This is a genomic window from Rhodoferax sp. RT5P35, from assembly GCF_056521385.1.
In genome coordinates, this window is sequence record NZ_JBWMAX010000001.1 from 360641 (window position 1) to 381167 (window position 20527).

Genomic DNA, 20527 nt, shown 5'->3' on the forward strand with positions numbered 1-20527 from the left:
TGGAAGGATTATGGGCGACCTCTATCAGCATACGGTTGTACCCATGCAATCCAACCACCTGTAGATAGAGGCGGGAGGTGTGCGCACTCTCAGAGTAACGGCCAGACCAGACGGATGTGCACCTGGGAGCCCGCAGATACCTCTGGCGGCGGCTTGATGGGTTTGCCAACGACAACACGTGCCTGGAACTTGTCACGCCATGCGAAGCTAGCCCCCAGACCGGTCGAAGTCAGTTGATCAATGCCTTGGGTGTTATTCGGTGGACGGTAGGGCTGTACCTCGCCGTGGTCTATGAAGGCCAGCAAGGAACCCGTCCAGCCCGAGTCGTCCGAGAACTTGAGCCGACGCTGTAACTCCAGGTTCACCAGCCAGCCTTTGTCACCGGCAAAAATACCCGGTTTGTAGCCGCGTATCGACCCCTCGCCGCCAAGCTGGATTTGCTCGCTCGCCGCTAGTAGTTGCAATTTCGCGTATTGCCAATTGAATGAACCGTTGAGTGTGAACTCCGGATCCAGGGCATAGCTGCGCAGGGCCGTGCCGCGTGCAACTGTGTAACTGCTTGCATCGCCGTCATTCGGACGATTGGTTCCGGTGCCGATTTCACCGGTGATGTTCCAAAACCCTTTGGCATCGAAGAGCTGCGCATCCAGCCCCACGGAGCCAACCTGGAGCGCAGCCGCCGTTAGCTCGGTGGACTCAATCCAGTTGATGGTGCGGCGCTGCTTCCAGGTGGCAAGCCCATCGACTTGGAGGCTGGCCGATACCTTCAGAGGTTGGCGGATCCCCAGCGACCAGGCCGTTGCTTTGCCGGTGATGTCCAGCGCGGCGATGGGACCGGCAATGATCTTGGTGGTGTCGTTGAAGTATCCCAAAATGACGCGCGTGCCACTTCGGCTAACCGGCAGACTGTAGGTGATGGATGTCCCCGAGTTTCCCTTGGAGCGCACGAGGGAAAAGTAGAGATCGTCGCGTCGGCCCGTCAGGCTGCGGCGCGTATAGGACGCACCCAAGCGCTCGATACCCGTCGCGCTGGAGCCAGCGTTGTCACTGAATAGCCGAAAGTCGTCGCGGTTGGGCTCGGTGACGGTGATGCCGATGTCGGTTCGCCCAAGCTCTGTGCCGGGCTTCAGGTCGGCACGCAGCTGTGCATCGTTACTGTGATTGAAGCTGCGCAAGTCGGCTTCCAGGGTAGATAAATCTACTAGAGAGCCAGGCTGGAGCGTCAGCCGGTCGGTGATATAGGTTTCGCGGGTTGAGGCACCACCATCGATCTCGATGCGGCCAACTCGGCCCTCGATAATTCGGATGCGGATGATGCCGGCTGTGACATCCTGAGCAGGCAGGCTGGCTTGGGATGTCACCACCCCCTTGGCCTGGTATAGCGCATTGATGCGCGCAACCAGTTCGCGTAGCTGCGACAGCTTCAGCGTTCTGCCAAGTAAGTTCGCTGAAAGTACCTCCAGTTCGGCGGCTGTGAGTAGCTCTGGGCGCGGCTCGAAGCGGATCTCTCGGACCAGAAACTCCACCCCATCGCTACCCAGTGGCGACGTTGGTGCGGGCAGTGGCACGGCCGACCTCAAGGGCTGGTCGACGCGTTCTTGCCGTTGCTCGTCTTTGCGCTGGCGCTGTTCCCGCTCGAATTCACGATTCTGTATGGCTCCAGGGTCCGCCGCTGGTGGAATTTGCAGCTGGGCATGCAGCTGGAAACTAGCCCCGGCCAAGAGCAAAGAAGCTGGCAGCCGAGGCAGGCAGCGTAATAAGGCACAGAGCTCGCGCATCAATTGGCTTCCTGGTCATCGTTGGAGGTCGGTACCGTATCGTTCAGCAGCACGGGGTTGTTACCAAAGTTCAGCAACTGGTTGGTCGTACGCATAGGCGGCGGCGTGCTTGGTTGCATGGGTCGGAGTGAACGGACGCTTTCGAGAATCGCTTGCTCTGCCACGCTGGAATCCAGTCCGGTGGACGCGCTCAGTACGGTGTGGTTGAGCGTGTCACGGTGGATGATGTCCGCCGTATGCGTACTGAATATATTGCGATCCAATTGCAGATCGAATGCCTTGGTTCTACTGAATAGCTGCAAGTCAAACGGTTTCTGTACACGTGGAGAATTGTTATCCATCAGCAGAGTGGTCTGTGGATTGGTGATGCGCATGCGGTTACCGATGTAGCCATCCGCCAACTCCAGCGTACCGGTTTGCACATCCAAGTTGGCATCCATGGTCCACAGCCGACCAAAACGTACGCCTACCGGGCTGTTTAACGTCAGGTTTGCGTGGTCCATCACCGGCTGGCTCCTACCGGTCAGGGTGACTTGCAGCACAGACGCGCTGTTGGTGTGCTGCACCGCCGCATCGACGCTATTGCTGACCAGCACCAAGCGCCGCCCAACTTTAAATTGCTCCCCGATGATCATGTCATTGGCATATAGCAAGGCCCCGTCGCCCTCGATATGGTTGATGTGGATTTGTCCCCCTGTGGAGTCGGCCGTGGCATCGCCCGCCAACGCGCTCAACAGGCTGCCCATGATGTCGCCCTTGGCGTTCAGGCCGGCGTTGCCGCTAACGGCCACGACATCGCCCACAGTGATTGACCCCTCGGAGCGCAGATCGGCATTTACCTTTGCGTTCGTCGTCGCTATCCGTACATCAGCCGTTGTAGCGGTCGCTGATACGCTGCCGCCCGTACTTGATAGCAGGGTGACATCTATGCCGCTTGCCGTCAGTTGCACATCACCTGCTGCAAAAGTGCGGTTACCCGTGATGTCACCGCCTTGCGCGAGTAAGTTCACCGAGCTGGACTGGCTTTGGATGCGGTCGTAACGCCCGGTACTGCGCCCCTGGATGTTGTGCGCAGCCGTGATGCTTACAGCAGCTTGACCTTCGACGGTGTCCACATTCACGTTGCCAGCAGTGGCTGTTAGCGTGATGCCGTTTGCTGATATGGTTGAACCGAGTTGCAGATCCCCTGTTAAGGCTGTGGCAGTGATGCCGCCCACCGTAGTGGTCAATGCATCCGCCGTTAGCCCTGTTTGCGCCGTCAGCGCCATGCCATCTTGCGCACTGGCCGTACCTATCGCCATGTTGCCTGTCTGCGCAGTTGCCTGTACTAACCCGCCAGTAGATTGCAGCGTCGTCAAGTTGATATTCCGGCTGGCTGTCAGTTGCACATCACCTGCTGCCAAAGTGCTGTTACCCACAATATCGCCGCCTTGGGCCAGCAAGTTCACCGAGCCGGACTGGCTCTGGATGCGGTCATAGCGGCCAGCGCTGCGGCCCAGGATGCTTTGGGCTGCCGTTATATTCACATCGCCTTGGCCTTCAATGGAGTCGGCCCGCACATTGCCAGCGGTGACCGTTAGCGTGATGCCGTTCCCAGAAGTGGCCGAACCGATTTGCAAGTCACCCATTACAGCAGTGGCGGTGATACCGCCTACCGTGGTGACCAATGCATTCGCCGTCAGCCCTGCTTGCGCCGTCAGCGCTAGGCTATCCTGCGCACTGGCCGTACCTATCGCCATGTTGCCTGCTTGAGTAGTCGCCTGTACCAACCTGCCAGTAGATTGCAGCGTCGTCAAATCGATGTTTCGGCTAGCTGTCAGTTGCACATCACCTGCACCTAATGTGTTGTTACCTACGATATCGCCGCCTAGCGCCAGCAAGTTCACTGAGCCGGACTGGCTTTGGATGCGGTCGTAACGCCCGATGTTCCGCCCCAGGATGCTTTGCGCTGCGGTAATGCTTACAGCAGCTTGGCCTTGGACGGTATCCACATTCACGTTGCCAGCGGTGGCTGTTAGCGTGATGCCGTTTGCTGATGTGGCAGAACCGAGTTGCAGGTCACCGGTAGCCGTTACGGCTTGCAGGTTGCCCACCGTAGTGGTCAATGTATCTACTGCCAGCCCTGTTTTAGCAGTCAGCACCATGCCATCCTGCGCACTGGCCGTACCTATCGCCATGTTGCCTGTCTGGGCAGTCGCTTGCAGTAACCCGCCAGTCGATTGCACCGTCGTCAAGTCGATATTCCGGCTGGCTGTCAGTTGCACATCACCTGCACCTAATGTGCTGTTACCTACGATGTCACCGCCTTGCGCCAGCAAGTTCACCGAGCCGGACTGGCTCTGGATGCGGTCATAGCGGCCAGCGCTGCGGCCCAGGATGCTTTGCGCTGCCGTTATATTCACATCGCTTTGGCTGTCAACTGAATCCACCAAGACATTGCCAGTGATCGCCAGTAGTGCGACTTTATTTGCCGACGTGGTTGAGCCGAGTTGCAAGTCACCGGTAGCCGTTATGGCTTGCAGGTTGCCCGCCGTAGTGACCAATGCATTGGCTGCCAGCCCTGTTTGCGCCGTCAGCACCAGGCCATCCTGCGCACTGGCCGTACTTATCGCCATGTTGCCCGTCTGGGCAGTCGCCTGTACCAACCCGCCAGTCGATTGCAGCGTCGTCAAATCGATGTTTCGGCTGGCTGTCAGTTGCACATCACCTGCACCTAATGTGCTGTTACCTACGATGTCACCGCCTTGCGCCAGCAAGTTCACCGAGCCGGACTGACTTTGGATGCGGTCATAGCGGCCAGCGCTGCGGCCCAGGATGTTGTGCGCAGCCGTGATGCTTACAGTAGCTTGACCTTGCACGGTGTCTACATTCACGTTGCCAGTGGTGGCTGTTAGCGTGATGCCGTTTGCTGATGTGGTTGAACTGAGTTGCAGGTCTCCGGTTACTGCAGTGGCAATGATGCCGCCTGAACCAGATGCGGCTAGGGACGTTGCCGCGATGCCGGTTTGGCCCCGCAGATTCAGCAGCCCACCTGCGCTGGCGCTTCCAACTTGTAGGTTCCCAATCGTCGACGTGATGTTGGCCGACATGGCGGCCGATACGGCCAAGACATTCACCGTGGTCGCGCTGAGACGGACGCTGTCTGCCACGCTCTGCACCAGCGTGCCGTTCAGGGTTCCACCGACTGCCAGCTCCAGTGTCCCGTGCGCCGTGATGTTGCTTATGGCAAGGTCATCTGCCTCATGGAGATGGACGGCACCCTGGGCACTGGTGGCCTCCAGACTCGCAACCTGGATCTCCAGTGCGTTGGGCGTTGTCGTGTCAGTGGTCGAGTTGCCAGTTCGCGTGGCATCGCCGATGCCGTCGCGGGCATTCAGGGTGACCCGTGCGCCAGTGCCATTGGCCACAATGTCGGCATCGGCATCGTTGCCTGCTTCGACAATTCGTCCAGCATTACTCGTCACTGTGATGGCCTGACCATTCACCTTGCCGCTGGAGATGCGGTTGACATACACATTACCCGTAGCGCTGACACCAATGCTGCCGGTATCACTCACCAGTTCCCCGCCCATGGCGATATCGACCGTAGCCCCGCTGGCGCTAATGGCTCCGCCGCCCGTAGAAACCGATCCGTTGACCACCACGGCATTGCCCGCCAACAGCGTGATGGTGCTGCTGCTATTGGCCACGGTTCCCACTGTCAGGTCGCCCACTGTGGTCAAGCTCACATCACCGCTGTTGGCGGTGGAAATGCCCGTATTCACATGGTCAATGCTGGCGCTCCCGCCTGCGGATGCGCTGACCGTGCCATGGGAGGATTGCAGTTGCTGCGCGGTCAAGTCTCCTGCCGCCACGATATGGAGGCCAGCATCCGCTGCGTAGGTCCCCATATGCAAGGCGTCCGAGGCAGTCGGCCCCTCGATATAGGCGGCACCACCGGCGCTCCCGTCAACCGTACCTGCAGAACCAACATTCACACGGAAATAGCGCGAAGATGTCCCCACATTGTTGAGCGCATCCAGTGTGATGTTGCCGCCGTTCACGGTCACGCCATCCAGGTACGACACCAAGCTGCCCGTAGCGGCATTGAGTGAAGCCCTGCCGCCTGCCGCCACCCGGCCAATCACCAAGTCACCACCCACCCCCTTGACGTAAGCATCTTGCCCGGCCGAAGCTGCCAGCAGGCTAGCTGCCTGGATGGACAGTGGCGTATTTGCGCTGCCAATGCTGCCGCTTCCCGCCAGCAGCGTCACGTTGCCTGGTGTGACGATCTGCGTGGCTGAGGTACCTGCATTCAGAATGCTCTGTGGTGCCGTCACGCTGACATTGCCACCCGCTGTGATCTGGTCAAGCGTAATGTTTTGCGCTGTACTTTGCACAAAGGTCAAGCCGCCAGAGGTAGAGCTGAACTTACCCGCCGCGTTGATGAACACTGGTGCGGTTTGCTGGATCTGGAACGCGTAGGGCTCCACGCCATTACCAACAGATACACCATTGGCATCCACTGGCGTGACCGTGCCTGGCGTAGTGGCCAATGCCAGCGCCGCAGCCTGGGTCTGGGTGAGGTTGCCTGACTTCAGGTCGACCAGAGTGATGGTTACTGGGGGGGCGAGCTTACCAATGGCTCCCGAGGTCACCAGCTTGATATCGCGCCCCGAGATATTCGGCGAACCTATGCCCACTGGCGTGCCTGGCTGCAGGGCGCTGCCGTTGATCGACGCATTGAGCTCAGATTCTGTCCAAACCGCCCGTGCCGTGAGCGCCGTTATCTGCGACTGAGTCGCTGTATAAGCATAGTTGGCCACCTTGGCGCTGCCCATTGCGCTTGCCCAGTTGTTGGCCCCCAACAGGTCGCTGAGGGCGCCGGTGACCGTCTGGTACTGGGCGTTCACATAGCTTTGTACTTGCGCATCGCTAGGATTGCTGATGCCCAGTGCCGCTGCCGCTAGCGGTCGGTACAGAGACAGGCTGGCCGCTGCCAGGGTGAAACTAGCGCCGCTAGCCGAGCCATTGCCCAGCAAGCGCCAGTACTGCTGGTAGTTGCTGTTGACCTGGTTCTGGAACCGGACCACCGAGGCATCTGTCGCCAAGCCGGTCTCAGCCCCGTAGGCAGCTGTCAGCCGCAGGTTCTGCCGGATGCTTTGCACCTGGTCGTCTGACAGAGCCTGTGCCGCTGTTTGTCCTGCCGCGCCGTAGATTGTGCCGTTGGGCACGTTGACGTAGACATTGCCGCCCGCCGTGGAAGCGATGCTGCCCACCAAAAGGTTGCCACTGATCTGTGTGATGCCGATGTCGTTCAGTGCCGATACGTTCACCACACCGCCGTTGACCAGGCCGTTACCAAGTGCGCTTGCCTGTGCGTTCAGCCGCATCGGCGCTGCTTCGCTGCCCACGCTACCCAGGGCGCTGTGTAGAGTGATGTTTTTGCCCGTGATGTTGGCCGAGCCATTGGCCACGGGTAGCAAGGAATTGGCCGCCGTAATGACCACGTCGCCATAGGTCAATCCGGTTTGTGATCGGATAGTTTTGAAGTTGGCTGCGGAATTGAGGTCGAGGTAAATACCCTGGCTGCCGCCGATGGCGCTCAGCTCCCCGTTAGGGGTCAACGTGGCCGCCAGTGCGCGGTCGGCGCTGCCAATGCCGGCCTGGGCAGTCAAATTCAAGCCGTTGGTCAGCACAGAGCCCGTCGCCGATTCCTTGATCCCCCCGCTGGTGGTGGCAATGGTGGTTGTGCCGTTCGGATTGACCACGGCGTTGTTGATCACTACCGCTGCGTTGGAGCGCACCATAACCGACCCCTGCGCGTTGCCAGAGAAGTCGATACCGAAGGGATTGCTTGCCTTCACCGAACTGGTCACTTTCAATGTGGCCTCGGTTGGAAATTTGTAAAGCCAGGCCGCGAATGCATCGGAATCGGCATACGGAGAGACGTATGGCGTCGCGCCCTGATGGAACCCGTAGTGGCAGTCTGACCCGCAGCCGTGGTAGTGGACGGTAAGGTTGTATCCCACACGGGAGGTCCCGGTAATGCGCTGGCTGAAGTCTGCGGTCTCAGTTTGGTTCATGAGCAGATAGCCCTGCGGCGTAGTCGTTTTATTGCTGCCATATTGGTCGGTGTACAGCCACGGGTTGTTCTGGTCGCCAGTAAAGGTCCAGTTGCCGTATGTCCAATTGGATTGGTCGCCGCTGAACGGCCTGCTGAGGCTGGCGGTTTGCGCCCACTCCCAACGCATGCCTGCAACGGGGGCGAAGGTAGTGGTCGCACTGCTACTCGCAATCGGGGTAACAGCGGTGAGTAAGTCCTGCTTGGATTGCGACTGTGCGCCCTGGTAGGTGCGCATGCCGGTTCCCGGCGTATACGAATACAGCCAGTGGTTCGCAGAGGCGGCTCGGTTGGTGTCAATGATCTCCACTTCACTGACCAACGCGGAGGCCAGCGCCGTGTTGCCGGTATTGATCTTGTTGAGATTGATCGCCAGGCCGGTGTTGTTGGTTATTTGCACATCGCCCAGGCCACCGTTCACATGGATGTTGCCAAGGGTATTGGTGCTGATGATGTGGCCCGTGAGCCCCACATAGCCGCCGCCTGAAGAGGCCCGCACATCTTCGACCGAAATTTCATTGGTCTGCGCGTTGTAAGTGGCTGCAATCGCTGAGTCGCCTGCCCTGGTAATTCCGCCAGGGATGGTAAATATCGGATTACTGACCTGGCCGGTGTCGTATTTGTATTTGTACTGAGCCAGTATGCCGCCACCAATAACGCGCTGCTCCACCACGGGAACCAAGCTCGGAAACCATCCCGTGTACTTCACCGTGTAGCCTACCGTGACAGGCCCGTACACCGCCGGTGCCATCAGACTGGCGGGCAGGTCTAGCGACCATTGTGTAGGACGGCCTGCCGATATCTTGCCATTGACATCAATCGTATTGGCCACAATGCTGACTTGGCCACCGTAAATTTGGCTGCTGCTGGCGCTGCCACTCAGAGCGGCCTGCGCATAGCTGCCGGTAGTTTTCAGCTTGCGTACAGGAACCTTGGCATACGAGCCGCCGCTGCCCGAAATGTCGTAATGCTGCCCCAGGGAACTCAGCCGGTCTGCCGTGCCACCGCTACAGTCTCCGATGGCGAACGCAGCGCAGTTGCCGAAATACACCGTGCTGATGTTGCTGGTGGTGCCTGCATGTCCGATCAGAGCTTGGGTGAGTGCGTCTGCCGTGGTGTACTGCCCACTGCTGTTGTAAATCGCATTGATGACGTAGTTCATCGCCTCCGTTGCGTTTGGCACACCGAGTGCCGGATTACCACCGGGCCAGAGCATGAAGTTTTGCCATTCCGAATACGGGTTGCTACCGGCGTAAAACATGCCGTTGGCGGGGGAAATCACCGCGACCCCGTTGGGCACGGTGACGTTGACCTGCTGGCCGTAGATGGTGCCCGTCTGGCCTAGCGAACCAGAGGTATTGTTCACCAGTACGCCGCCTCCCAGGTTTTCGATTGCGCCCAGCAACAGCATGGCCGGGCCGTTGCTGCCGTCCCCTACCATACCGGCATACGTGTTGGTGACTTTGATGTCTGGCGAACCGGTGCCACCAATCTCGTTGATCGCCAGGCCCGCAGCCTGCGCCTGCGTGCGGCCCGCCGCCCCGGTAAAGATCACCTTGCCCCCCGGCAAGTCCGGGATATAGACGGAGTTCAGCAGCAGGTAGTTTTCACTGTTGTTGACCACCGAGATGGTCGGTGCGCCATACGAGGTCACCGTGCCGTGGCCCGACAGCGTGTCGGCATTGAGGGTCGCTGTGCCACCCGATGCATACAGCGTACCCAGCGTAAAAGCGCCCACATTGGTTTGTGAAACGCCGCTATTGAGTAGCTGCGCCTGCGTGCCGCTGAAGTGGGTCGCAATATAGTCCGGCGCGTTGAAATTGCTGTCGTAGGCATACAGGAACGGTGCCGCATCCGGGTTAGCCGTTAGTGTGTTGCCGTCGATGCGAATGTCGAGCTTGTGGTACACGCCTGCGGTGATCGTGCCATTGAAGTCCACGGTAGAACTGGTGGGCGTGCTGGTGCTGCCACTGCCCGAAGTGACCGGAATAAAGTACAACTCGTAGCCTCGGCCCTTGGCCTGCGACGTAGCCATAGGCGTGCCGTTGTAGGCACCCAGGCTCACATTTTGCCCACTTTCGAGTGCCGCCCCAGAGGCAACATAGACCGACGCATCGTTGGCCAGACGCGTTCTGGCATTGGCAACGGGCACGGCGATAAGGCCCTGCACATAGCCCTGTGCATTGGAGTCGCCGGTCATGGCAGTGTCATATGACCCAAGAGGGTCCTTGCCTGCCGTGACGTTGATGTTGCCAAAAGCCGCCATGCTGGTGCCCGCACCAATGTCTACATGCTGGGTGGCGGCAATGTCGGTTGTGGCGCTGGCTGCACCCACCGCTGCCAAGCCCCAGGTGCTGACCTGTGCCGATGTGCCGACGCTGCCCACCACCCAGGTTCCCGCGCCGATGTTGCCCTGGCTTGTGAGCTGGTTGCCCGTGCCAAACGCCACATCGTTGCCGAAGTTGGCGGTGTAAGTCGACTCCACACCCGCACCGGTAATCGCGCCACCCGTGGCAAGTGACACCTGGTCTTTGGCCGTGGCCCAGGTGGATGCCGTCACCGTGATGCCCCCGGTGTTGTTCATCGGGTCCGTGCCCGAACTGACGATAACGTTATTGCCGAACTTGCTCGACGTCGCACCCGTCAAGGTAGACCGGCTGATCACCGCAGCGCCGCTGATCGCACCACCGGCTGCGCCCGTCGCTGTATCCCCCGCACGGTCTTCGGTAAAGGTATTGCGGGCCTCTACTTCCACCACACCGGTCGCTTTTATCTGCAGGGTATCGCCCAGACTTGTTTCCACCGTGGAGTCGCCCGTGTGCAGCGCCACGGCTCCGCTGGCACCTATTGCTGAGGCATTTACCGCCGTGGCCGATCGGCCAGAGCGGTCTTGGTGCGATGCGTTGACCACGAAATCGCTCCCGTACAGGGAGCTGCGGGTGCTGCTGCCTGCAATCCACGCCTTGGTGTTTGCGTGGTCCGTAGTGGTGGCTGTGGCCGCGTTGCCCGCAACCATGCCTCCTGCACCCGAGACGGCCTCGGCCGTGTTGTCGTCCACGCCACTGGCAATGACCGACACCGCGCCCGTGCGGGTACTGGCCATCACTACCCCAGAGCCCAGCCATGCCTGGGTGCTGCCGCTGGACGTGCTTTCGGCCACGTTGGCACCCACCGCAAAGTAGCCTACGCCCACACCCGTGGTGGTAGCGAACTGCGTGGTGTTGTTGATGGCCGATACCATCAAATCGCCGCCCGGCAGGGTGGCACCGTCGCCCACAGATGCCTGCACCGTGGCATCGCTGCTGGCGGTGGACACCGTGGCATTAGCGCCCACCAGTGTGCCGCCCGCACCTGCCACCGATGCGGCATAAACGCTGTTGTCGCCAGACGGCACCAGCACCGCTGCCGTAACAGTCAGCGAGCCCGTGCCGTTGACCACCGCAGCGTTGCCCACCGAGGCGGTCACTGTAGCCGCCGACTTGGCCAATGCCACCGAGGCCCCCACGCTAAAACCGCCCACAGACACGCCCAAGGCGCTGGCGCGCACGGTCGGCGTGGCCTTTGCTGAAATGTTGACGGCGCTGCTGGCCGCCAGCGTGCCGTTGACCTGGGCGATAACGCTGGCACGGTCATAGGCCGTTGCCCCCGCTCCGGTACCCGAAATCAGCCCACCTGCAGCCGCAATCGCCTTGCTGCTCACCGCACCGCTTTCCGCCGCAATGATGGACGCGGTCTTGTACTGCGTCACATTGGCCCCGGCCGCCGTTTGCGCGCTCACACTGCTGGACTTATCTGCAATAGCCACCACCACGCCGACAGCGGCTGCACCCACAGACGCGCCCACGCCTTCGACCGAGGCACTGCTCAGATCCTGTGCGCTGACGGTAACGCTGTTGTCAGCACCCGCGCCACCGGTCACCGTTCCGCCCAAGGTGGCCATCACGGTGTTGTTGATGATGCCGTCGGCTACGCCCGCGCCCACCCCGAACATCCCAGCCGAACCCACATATGCCTTCACCTGGACGGCTGCATCGGTGTTGTCATGCACCAATGCACTGACCGTGACCTTCTGCGCATTCAGCGTTGAGTTGGTGGCAGCCGCAATGATGTTGTCGTAGACCCGCGTATAGCCCACGGCACTGCCAATGCCGACCGTACCCGCCCCGCCTGCGCCCACTGTGTTGCTGGTGCTGATAGCGCCTGACGCGTTGATGTTCACCGTGCCCGCATAGATAGTGGATGCATCTACCTTGGCGGTAACCGCATCTTTGGCACCGCTGCCCACTGCGCTGGCGACGTTGTAGCGCGTGTTGCCAAGCCGAGCGGTCTCGGATACCGATAGGCCCGTACCGGTACCCAAGTTGGGCGTATTACTGCTGTAATCATTCACCTTGCTGACCGTACCCGTGCCGCCATTGTCGGTCTCGCTGCTGGCCGCAGCGGCGGTGCCGTCGCCCAGCAGCAGCAGGCCCACAGCACCGCCTATGCCGGTCGTGCCGCCTGCCGCTGCCGCAGCAGTCAGCATGTCGATATCCTTCAATGAACCCGCAGACACGCTCACCGCATCGGGTGTGCTGATGCTGCTGTTTTTCACCTCGGCGGTGACCTGGCTCTTGACGATGACGATGTTGGCACCTGCGCCCGCACCCGTGGCCCCGCCCCCGGCAAGTGCCCCGGCCTTGGCATCAATGTCTACGTTTTCTGTGGCAAGCACGGACACCGCCCCCATCGCATCACTGGGCTTGCCGCTGCCGGTGCGGTCGCGCAGCAACGTTGTCGTGGTTGTGGTGCCGCCCGTGCTGTTGGCTGCGGTGGTGGTATTTTGGCTTTCTACGGGGGCAACCGCTGCTGTGTCGCCCGCTGTGGTGCGGTACAGACCCGCTACGGTGGTGTTGTTTAACAAAGTGACATCGGCCATACCGGCGACCCCTGCGACGCCACCGCCCGCGCCGCTGACGACCAGGCTGTTCATCGTGCTACTGGTGTTGGCGGCAATGTCCAGGTTACCGGTCAGGTTCAATAGCGTGGTGTTGCTTTGTGCGGTGGGGTTACCCACCCATGCCTTGGTGCTGTTATTGGCAATACCCACCACAAAGCTGGCCGCAACGCCACCCAAAATACCCACCGCCCCGGCCCCAGCTACCGCGTTGTAACCACTGGTGGTCTGGGCCTGCACGGCCAGGCCGCTTGCAGACACGCTGCCACCATCCACATGGGCCTGCGTATCCGCACTGAAACGGTTCACGACCCCCGTGCCTGCAACCGCACCGGCACCCACCGCAAAACCGGCAACCACGTTGGCCGCGCTCTGGGATGCAGTGGCCTGGACCCGCACCTTACCCAGGGTGGGGGCCAGCGTTTTGGTCCGGGTGGTGGTGGTCGTATCGTTGAACACCGGTGTGGAGGAGTCCCCGAGCTGCCCATCCACTCCGGTGGATACAGTTTGTTCGCGCTGGCTTTCGCTGCTGACCTGCTCCTTGACCGCCAAGCTGCCGGTGGTCGCATTGGTAATAAAGGCGTAGGTCTTGCGGTCCAGCAAGTTGGTTGCCGCAGCACCTGTGGCACCCAGGGTTCCACCGGCTGCGCCTAAAACGAAAGCACCGGTGTAAGTATGGCTGGAGGCATTAACGTAGACCTCGGGGCTGTAGAAGCTTGTGAGCCGCGTGCCAATCTGCGCATTCTCGATGCGGCTCACGGTGGTGCCGCCCAAGATGTTCACCACCGGGGTCAGGCTAATCCCTGCGGTGCTGCCTACTCCCAATGTTGCGGCATTGGTGATGACCGATTGGTGCGAGGTGGCTGTAACCGCCAGCCCCTTGAGCGTGAGCGTGGTTTCTGCCAGGTTGGCATGGTTGTAGGTTGGTGTGAGCACCGCGTTCACGTTCACGGGGTTGGCGAGTTCGCCACTGTTGGCTGTCAAGATAGCCGCACCGCTCCCCTTGGCATCCACCTGGGTGCTGGCACCATCGATGTGCGCGTCGGTGCTGCCGTCCAGCATGTTCACCACCACGGACACCCCCACGCCGACTGCGCCAGGGCTGGCCCCCAGCGCCCCGGCAATCACCTTCACCCGGTCGTCATTTTGGGCAAAAACGCCCACATTGTTATCGGCCAGCACGTGTGCGCCGCCTGCGATGTAGGCGCGGGTGGCGTTGTTCATCAGGTTGGTGGCGTTGGAGCCCCCCACCCCTACGTCAGCGCCCGCGCCCAGCGCTACCGCTATCGTGTCGATGGTGGCGTCGGACTTGGCATCCACCAGCAGACTGAGGACATCGGCATCCGCCGTGTCGGAGACATGGGCATCGGCGGTGTTCGCGATCCGGCTGATCGAAGCCGCAACGCCCACCCCCACGCTGCCGCCCGCCAGCGCCGCACCGCCAGAGAAGGCGTTGATCGTCGAGGTGTCATGGCCTTTTACCGTTACATCTGCCGTGGAGCCAGTGATACCGGTCGAGAGCAGCTCGGCCGTGGTGTGGTTCCTGATGAGGTTCACCGACACCGATCCTGCCAGCGCACTGCCACTGCCACTGCCGCCGACGGCGGCCGTCAGCGCCTGGATGCTTGCGTTCTGGGTGGCCCATACGTCCAGCGCGGAGGCTTCGGTCACCTGCGCGGCACTGACCTGGCTGAGTGTCTCGTTGTCGATCGCGTTGTAGGCAAAAGCCGCACCGGCCCCCGCCTTCTTGCCGACTGCCACGCTGCCTGCCAGCGCCTGGATGGTGGAGTCATCGTGCGCCCAGACTTTAACCGTGTTCGTGCCTCCCGCTCCGTCGGCGGTGGTGGCGTTGACCAAGCTGGCCTCGGTTTGGTTGGTGATTTGGTTTACTGCAATAGAGGCCGTTACGGCCGCTTGCCCACCTGCCAGCGCCCCCGCCACCGCTAGCGTGCGGATGCTGGCATTGTTCTCTGCGGCCTCGATCAACAAGGCACTTGCGGCATTGAGCGCCACGCCGTCTGCTTTGGCGGCAACTTGGTTGTTGATGTCGTTGTAGGTAATGGCCGCGCCAATCGCTGTTTGCTCGGCGCTGTTGACCACCTGGCCCGCCACCGACTCGATGCTGGAGCCGTCCTGGGCCGTGATGTGGATGGTGTTAGCCGTGATGCTGCGGTGCCCAACGTCCGCCGCCGGGGCGGTTACGCTGGCACTGGCACTGTTTTCTGTTTGGCTCACCACCACCGAGCCCGCACCCGAGAACTTGTCGGCGCTGGCTGCCCCCAATGCCAGGCCTAGCATGTGGGTGGACGAGTCGGCCGCAACATTCACCGTGCTGGCCGCGCCTGTGGCGTTGAGCACCGAATTTTCGACCTTGGCGCTCAGCGTGTTGCCAATCAGGTTCTGCACAAACGAGATGCCCACATTCGAAGACCCGCCGCCGGTATTCACCTGCACCACCCCGGCCACCGAGGTAATGCAACTGCCGCTGGGCGAGGCACCGATGCCGGCCTGCCTGCCGCAATAGTCCAAACCGGGCGCAACATTGCTGCGCTTATTGCTGGGGTCGATCAGCGTCTCTAGCGCGTTGTCCCCCCCCGAATCCTTGGCCAGCACGTCGATTTGCCCCGCTGTGGTGACGGATGAGTTGCCGGTAATGGCCGCTGTGGTCTGGTTCTGGACCCGCGTCAGCACAAACGCGCCTGCCAGCGCCTGTGCATCCTGCCGGTCTGAGTACCCGAGCGTGGCACCGCCCGCGCCGATTTCGGTCGCGTTGTAGGCTTCTACCGTGGCGGTTTGAAATTGGTTGATGGTTGATCCGGTGATCGTCGCATCCACATTGCTGCGCACGTCAGAGTAGGTAACTGCCGCCCCCACACCCGACTTGCCCCCTGCTGAGAGCGAGCCGCCGCCGGTACCGATGAACGTGCGGTTGTAGGCCGTCACGTGCAGGTCGGCATCGGTAGCGCTGTCGCCAGACACGCTGGAGTTCTCGATCCGCGCCTTGGCGAAATTTTGGGTATCGCCATTGCCGTCTACCTGCGACAGGGTGATCGACACCGACCCGGCCACCGCCAGCGATGACTGGGATGGCTGCGTGACGGGTGTCATGGTCACTGCCGCCGCAATCGCCACCGAAAGCTGCTCGCCACCGGTGAGCGCCTGCACGCTCACATCTTTGGCTCCGGTAATGTTTGAATTCTTGATCAGAGCCTCGGTACCGTTGCCGACCATGTTCACTGCGACTGCCCCCGACATGCCCACGGCCCGGTTCTGGCTTGGGTTATTGGCGCGGGTCAGGGCCGCAGACCCACTGGCGGTGGTGATGTCGGAATCTGATACCGCCCGCACGGTCAGCGCATGTGCCGTGCCAGCGGTGGTCGCCATGTCCACCGCGCTGGCCTCAATGCGCGCGGTGGTGTTCATGTGGGTCAGGTTGACTGCGCCGCTGCCTGCGCCCGAGAGTCCGAACGTTGGTGGCGTGGGTGCGGCTGGCTTGGTGGTCGTGGCGTTGGAGCGGTTGCGCGTCGGCTGTTGGGGCGACAGCCCCAGTATGTTGGCGTTCAGGTCCGCAACGGCTGTCCGGTAGACCGCGCCGGCTTTGTCGAAGAAACCTGGGCCCGATGCGGGGTCCGCGGAGTTCGAGACTGCGCCGACAATGCCGATGGCCTCCACCCGTCCGCTGGTGCGCGCCTGTACATCCAGGTCACTGGCCTTGATGGCCCCGGTGTAGCTGCCTTGGCTGGCCCGCGCGGTGTCGGAGAGGGCGTAGCTATCGTTGTCGGCTATTTCGGCCCGCGTATCTGTCGTGATGTCGTTGATGGCTAGGCCAATGCCCACCGCCGTCGAGCTTGAGAGGTTGAACGCGCCCGCAATCGACCATGCCACCGTGCCGTCGCTGCTGTTGATGGAGAGGTTACGGGCGGCGATGCTGGCCTCGTTGTCCACCGAAGCCGTGGTCCGGTTGTCCACCTCCACCCGGGAAATAATGCCGTTGATGGCAATGGAGTTACCCCCTTCGGCGGCCTTACCGGCGTTGGCACCGAAGGAAAACACCTTCTCCGCGCTGGTTGCGGTGATGCGCACATCGTCCACTATCCCATCGGTGGCTGATAAAGCCCAGCTGCGCAGGCCGCCGGCGTCCGTTGTGGCGCTGTCGGTTACACCGCGAATGGCTACGTTCTCGCGCACCAGTGTTTCGTTGGTGTTGGTGACGTGGATCTGGTTGAGTGCAAAGCCAATCGCCTTGTTGCTGCCATTGGTGGCGAGTGCGGGCGCACCGGCTTGGAAGAGCAGCGTCGCATCGGTACTGGCCTGCACCGTCACGGGCGCGGCCAGTGTCCACGACTGCACGTCCGCCGCCGCGCCGCGCAGCAGCAGGACACCCAGCTTGCTGTAATCAGCGGCCGCATCGCGCAGGGTGAACGCATACGAGAAGCCCCCGGTGGCACCGCTGCGAACATTCAGCTTGGCTCCCTCGCGCACCTCGGCCTGGCTGGTGTGGGTGAAATTCAGGATGTTGGCCGAACCCGAGAAACCCAGGGAATCGGCCGCCGCACTCCCCGACACGCTGGCCGACGACTTGCCGTTCATCACGTCCAGAAAATTCAGCGTATTAGCCGCCTCGCTCAGGGTGCTCAGCCCGTCCCAGCGGTCGAAATTCCATTCCGCATTGCCGAACAAGAGGCTAGGGCGGATGGGCAAATGCACATCGGAGGTGACCGCGATTTTGTCGGCCGTAATCTCGGCGTTTTTGCCGACGACGGCGCTGGCCTTGTGGGTGTAATTGCCGATCGCCAGGCCTGCCGCAACGCCGATGCGCGACTGGCTGCCCGAAGACGGGGTGGCGGCAGCTTTGACCGAAGGCGACGAGGTGCTGGTCGTTGCGGAAATCACCGTGTTCTCGCCAATGGTGCGGGCTGCCACCAGCACCGCACCACTGTTGCCAGTGTCGCTGGCGTGGATTTTTGCGTCGTCGCCAATCAGTGCTGTGGCACTGTGCACGCTGTCTACGTAGGCAATGGCCCCGCCAATGCGGAATGGCGCGGACAAGGGGCTGGCATTTTGGTCAATCTTCTGGGTCTCCATGCCAAAGCGTTTCCAGAAAAAGTCCTCCAGGCCCTGCACCGTTTGCTGTTTGATCGCGTTGGTGATTTGGCCGGTGCCGCTCACGCCTGCCGATGCAGTGGCGCTGGTCTGGTCGGCCAGAACGTGGTCCACGGCGATCACATGCACTTGCTTGGCATCGGCTATATCGGCCAGCAGGCTGGCATTGGCGCTGGTGTTGTGGTTCGACCAGGCAACGGCTGCCGAGGCCTGGCCGTTGGGGCCGGTGACGGACTCGACCGTGTTGCTGAGCTTGCTGTAGTTGGTGGCGTCCAGGTTCACCGTGCCGGTGGATTGGATGCTTGCACCCCGGGCGATGGTGGCGTTGGCATCCACGGTGGCCGAGGTGTAGCCAAAGGCGATGGAGAGCTGGTTGCTGCTGCTGTTGGTGGTACCCGCCTTGATCGTGCCCTCCACAAACGCGTCGTTGTGCGCTACGGCAGAAAAGTCGCCACCCTTGATGGTGGCGGTGCTTTGCACATCTACCTTGGCCGTCGCATCCGTGCTGGCATAAAGCGCGCCCAAGCCCAGCGGGGTGGCCACCTGTGTACCGGGTGTGATGGACGCCGCAGTGGTGACCCCGGACGTGACGTTGTTGGTCGCCAGCAGCGAGACGGCCCCTGTGCCCTCGATCACGCTGTTGCTGCCGGCCGTGCCCTGGACCACGATGGTGGAGCTGCCCTTGGACTGGGAGTGCACCACGTTGATACCCAGCAGGCTGAGGCCAAAACCGACGGCCTGGGTGGCCAGCGCCGTCTGGTCAAGGCTGGTAACCCCGAGGTCGATATTGCCTTCCACCGGTGCGTCGCCGGTGTAGTAGAACTTGGTGTCCACCGTGGTGGATGCCGTCGCTTTGACGTTGCGGCCTCGCAGCGTTGCACCGCCTGCCGTGTCGCCAATCTGGATGTTGGTCGTGGCCTCTTTGATGCCCATCAGGTTGGAGCTGGCGTGCTGCTCTGCCGTCAGCGTAATGTCGCCAGCGGTGAAACCATTGGTGGCCTGTGCCAGCAGCGCGCTGCCGCTGTGCAAGACGATGCTGGGGGCCTCTAGCGTGATATTGCCCGAGTTGGCCGTGGAATTTCCGCTCCGGTGGGATGCCACATCGGTCGGCGTGGCAACCGAACGGCTGGAGATGACGATGTTGCTGGCAACGTCGATGGATGCGTCGGCCTTGAGCGTCAGATTCGCCCCGCTGACCGTCACGCCGCCCGCCGTCGTGTAGCTTGATGCGCCCCGTAATATATTGGCTGTGACGTTGATGTTCGCCGGGTCGATCAGCACGGTTCCGGCCGCGCCGCCCCCGGTGCCGTCGGCACGCAACGCGCCGCCCGCCAGCTCGACCGTGTGCTTGGCGCTGAACTCCACCGCCCCCCCGTCGCCCGAGGTGCCTGCGCTGGCATCCAGCAGCGAGCCCGCACGGTTCACAGCGTTGTTATCTGCCCAACTGTTAATGCTGCCGCCCGCCGAATGGGCACCGTTGCCCTGGGCCAGCAATTGCGCACCCGCCTGTAGCGTGACGTTGCCGCCCGCGTGGATGCTGATGTCGCCTGCCTGGGTGCCAGCCGCTCCCGGCGTGGCGAGCGTGCCGCCGATGCTGACATCGCCCTCGGCCACGATACGGATGCGGCCAGCTTCTACCAGCACGTTGTCTGCGGAGTGGATGCCGTTGGCGTTCACCACATCGGTGAAGTTGGGGGCCGTGCCCAGAAACCGGGCTCCAGAGAACAGCGTGCCGCCCACATTGACCATGCCGGCCGCCAAAGCAATGCCGTTCACCGCGTTGACCGTGCCCTGGATGGACACCTCCGCCGCCGGGTTGATCGGCGCGGTGCCCGACAACAGGCTGCTGACCGATGCCGGGTTGACGCTGCCCGGCGACAAGAAGAAGTTGTCGGCAAACTTCTGCGTCGGCGTGACCACGTTCAGGCTACCCACGTTGACCGTGCCACCCGCACCCACCATCAGCCCATGTGGATTCACAAACCAGACATTGCCGCCGATGCGTCCGTCCTTCACCGCGTTGAGCACCCCGTCAATGCTGGAGCGCTCGTCCCGCACCATGTTGATCAGGTACGTTGCCCCGGTGGGTACATGCAGGTTGGTGGTGTTGGCCGTTGGCACATTGAAGGTGGAAAAGGAGTTGAACGCATTGCCCCCCTGCAGGGTGGTGGTGCGCACATCCGTGACGGCCCCCGCCACGCTGACACTGGTGGCCGTGCGCCCATCCGGGCGAATCGCCTGCGCCACCACCATGGTGGGCACCATCACCACGACCAGGCCGAGCGAAAATGCCAGCGAACCGTCCCAACGCCAATGGGCACCAACGTGCAATCGTGAATTTTGGGTCATGGGGCTTACTCCTTGGGGGCACACAGATGCCATGCGCACCTGGTCTGGTGCGACGGCGCAGGTAGGGCGATTTTTAGATAATTTTGTATACTAAGTAAAATTTGTAAATTTGTATGTCCCCAGTTTTAGGGACATACAGAGCAGCCCGATGTCGTGAGGCATCTGTGCAAGAAATGGATGTATTGTTTAGCCTCTAGCGCATATTCCTATTGCCCAAAGTGCTATGAAAAATGGAGTAGATAGGCGGCGCAGGCTGTA

The 20527-nt window shown here is 61.5% G+C and carries 2 protein-coding genes; both read right to left on the reverse strand.

The genetic code is table 11. The features are described 5' to 3' along the window. Positions 1–89: 89 nt before the first annotated feature. A complete protein-coding gene (locus tag AC097L_RS01615; protein ID WP_479584457.1) occupies positions 90–1778 on the reverse strand; it encodes a ShlB/FhaC/HecB family hemolysin secretion/activation protein in 1689 nt (562 codons plus the stop codon). Beyond that, on the reverse strand, positions 1778–20269 hold the full coding sequence (locus tag AC097L_RS01620; protein WP_479584361.1) for a leukotoxin LktA family filamentous adhesin: 18492 nt from the start codon (positions 20267–20269) through the stop codon (positions 1778–1780). The genes AC097L_RS01615 and AC097L_RS01620 overlap by 1 nt, the downstream gene beginning before the upstream one ends. Positions 20270–20527 lie beyond the last annotated feature (258 nt).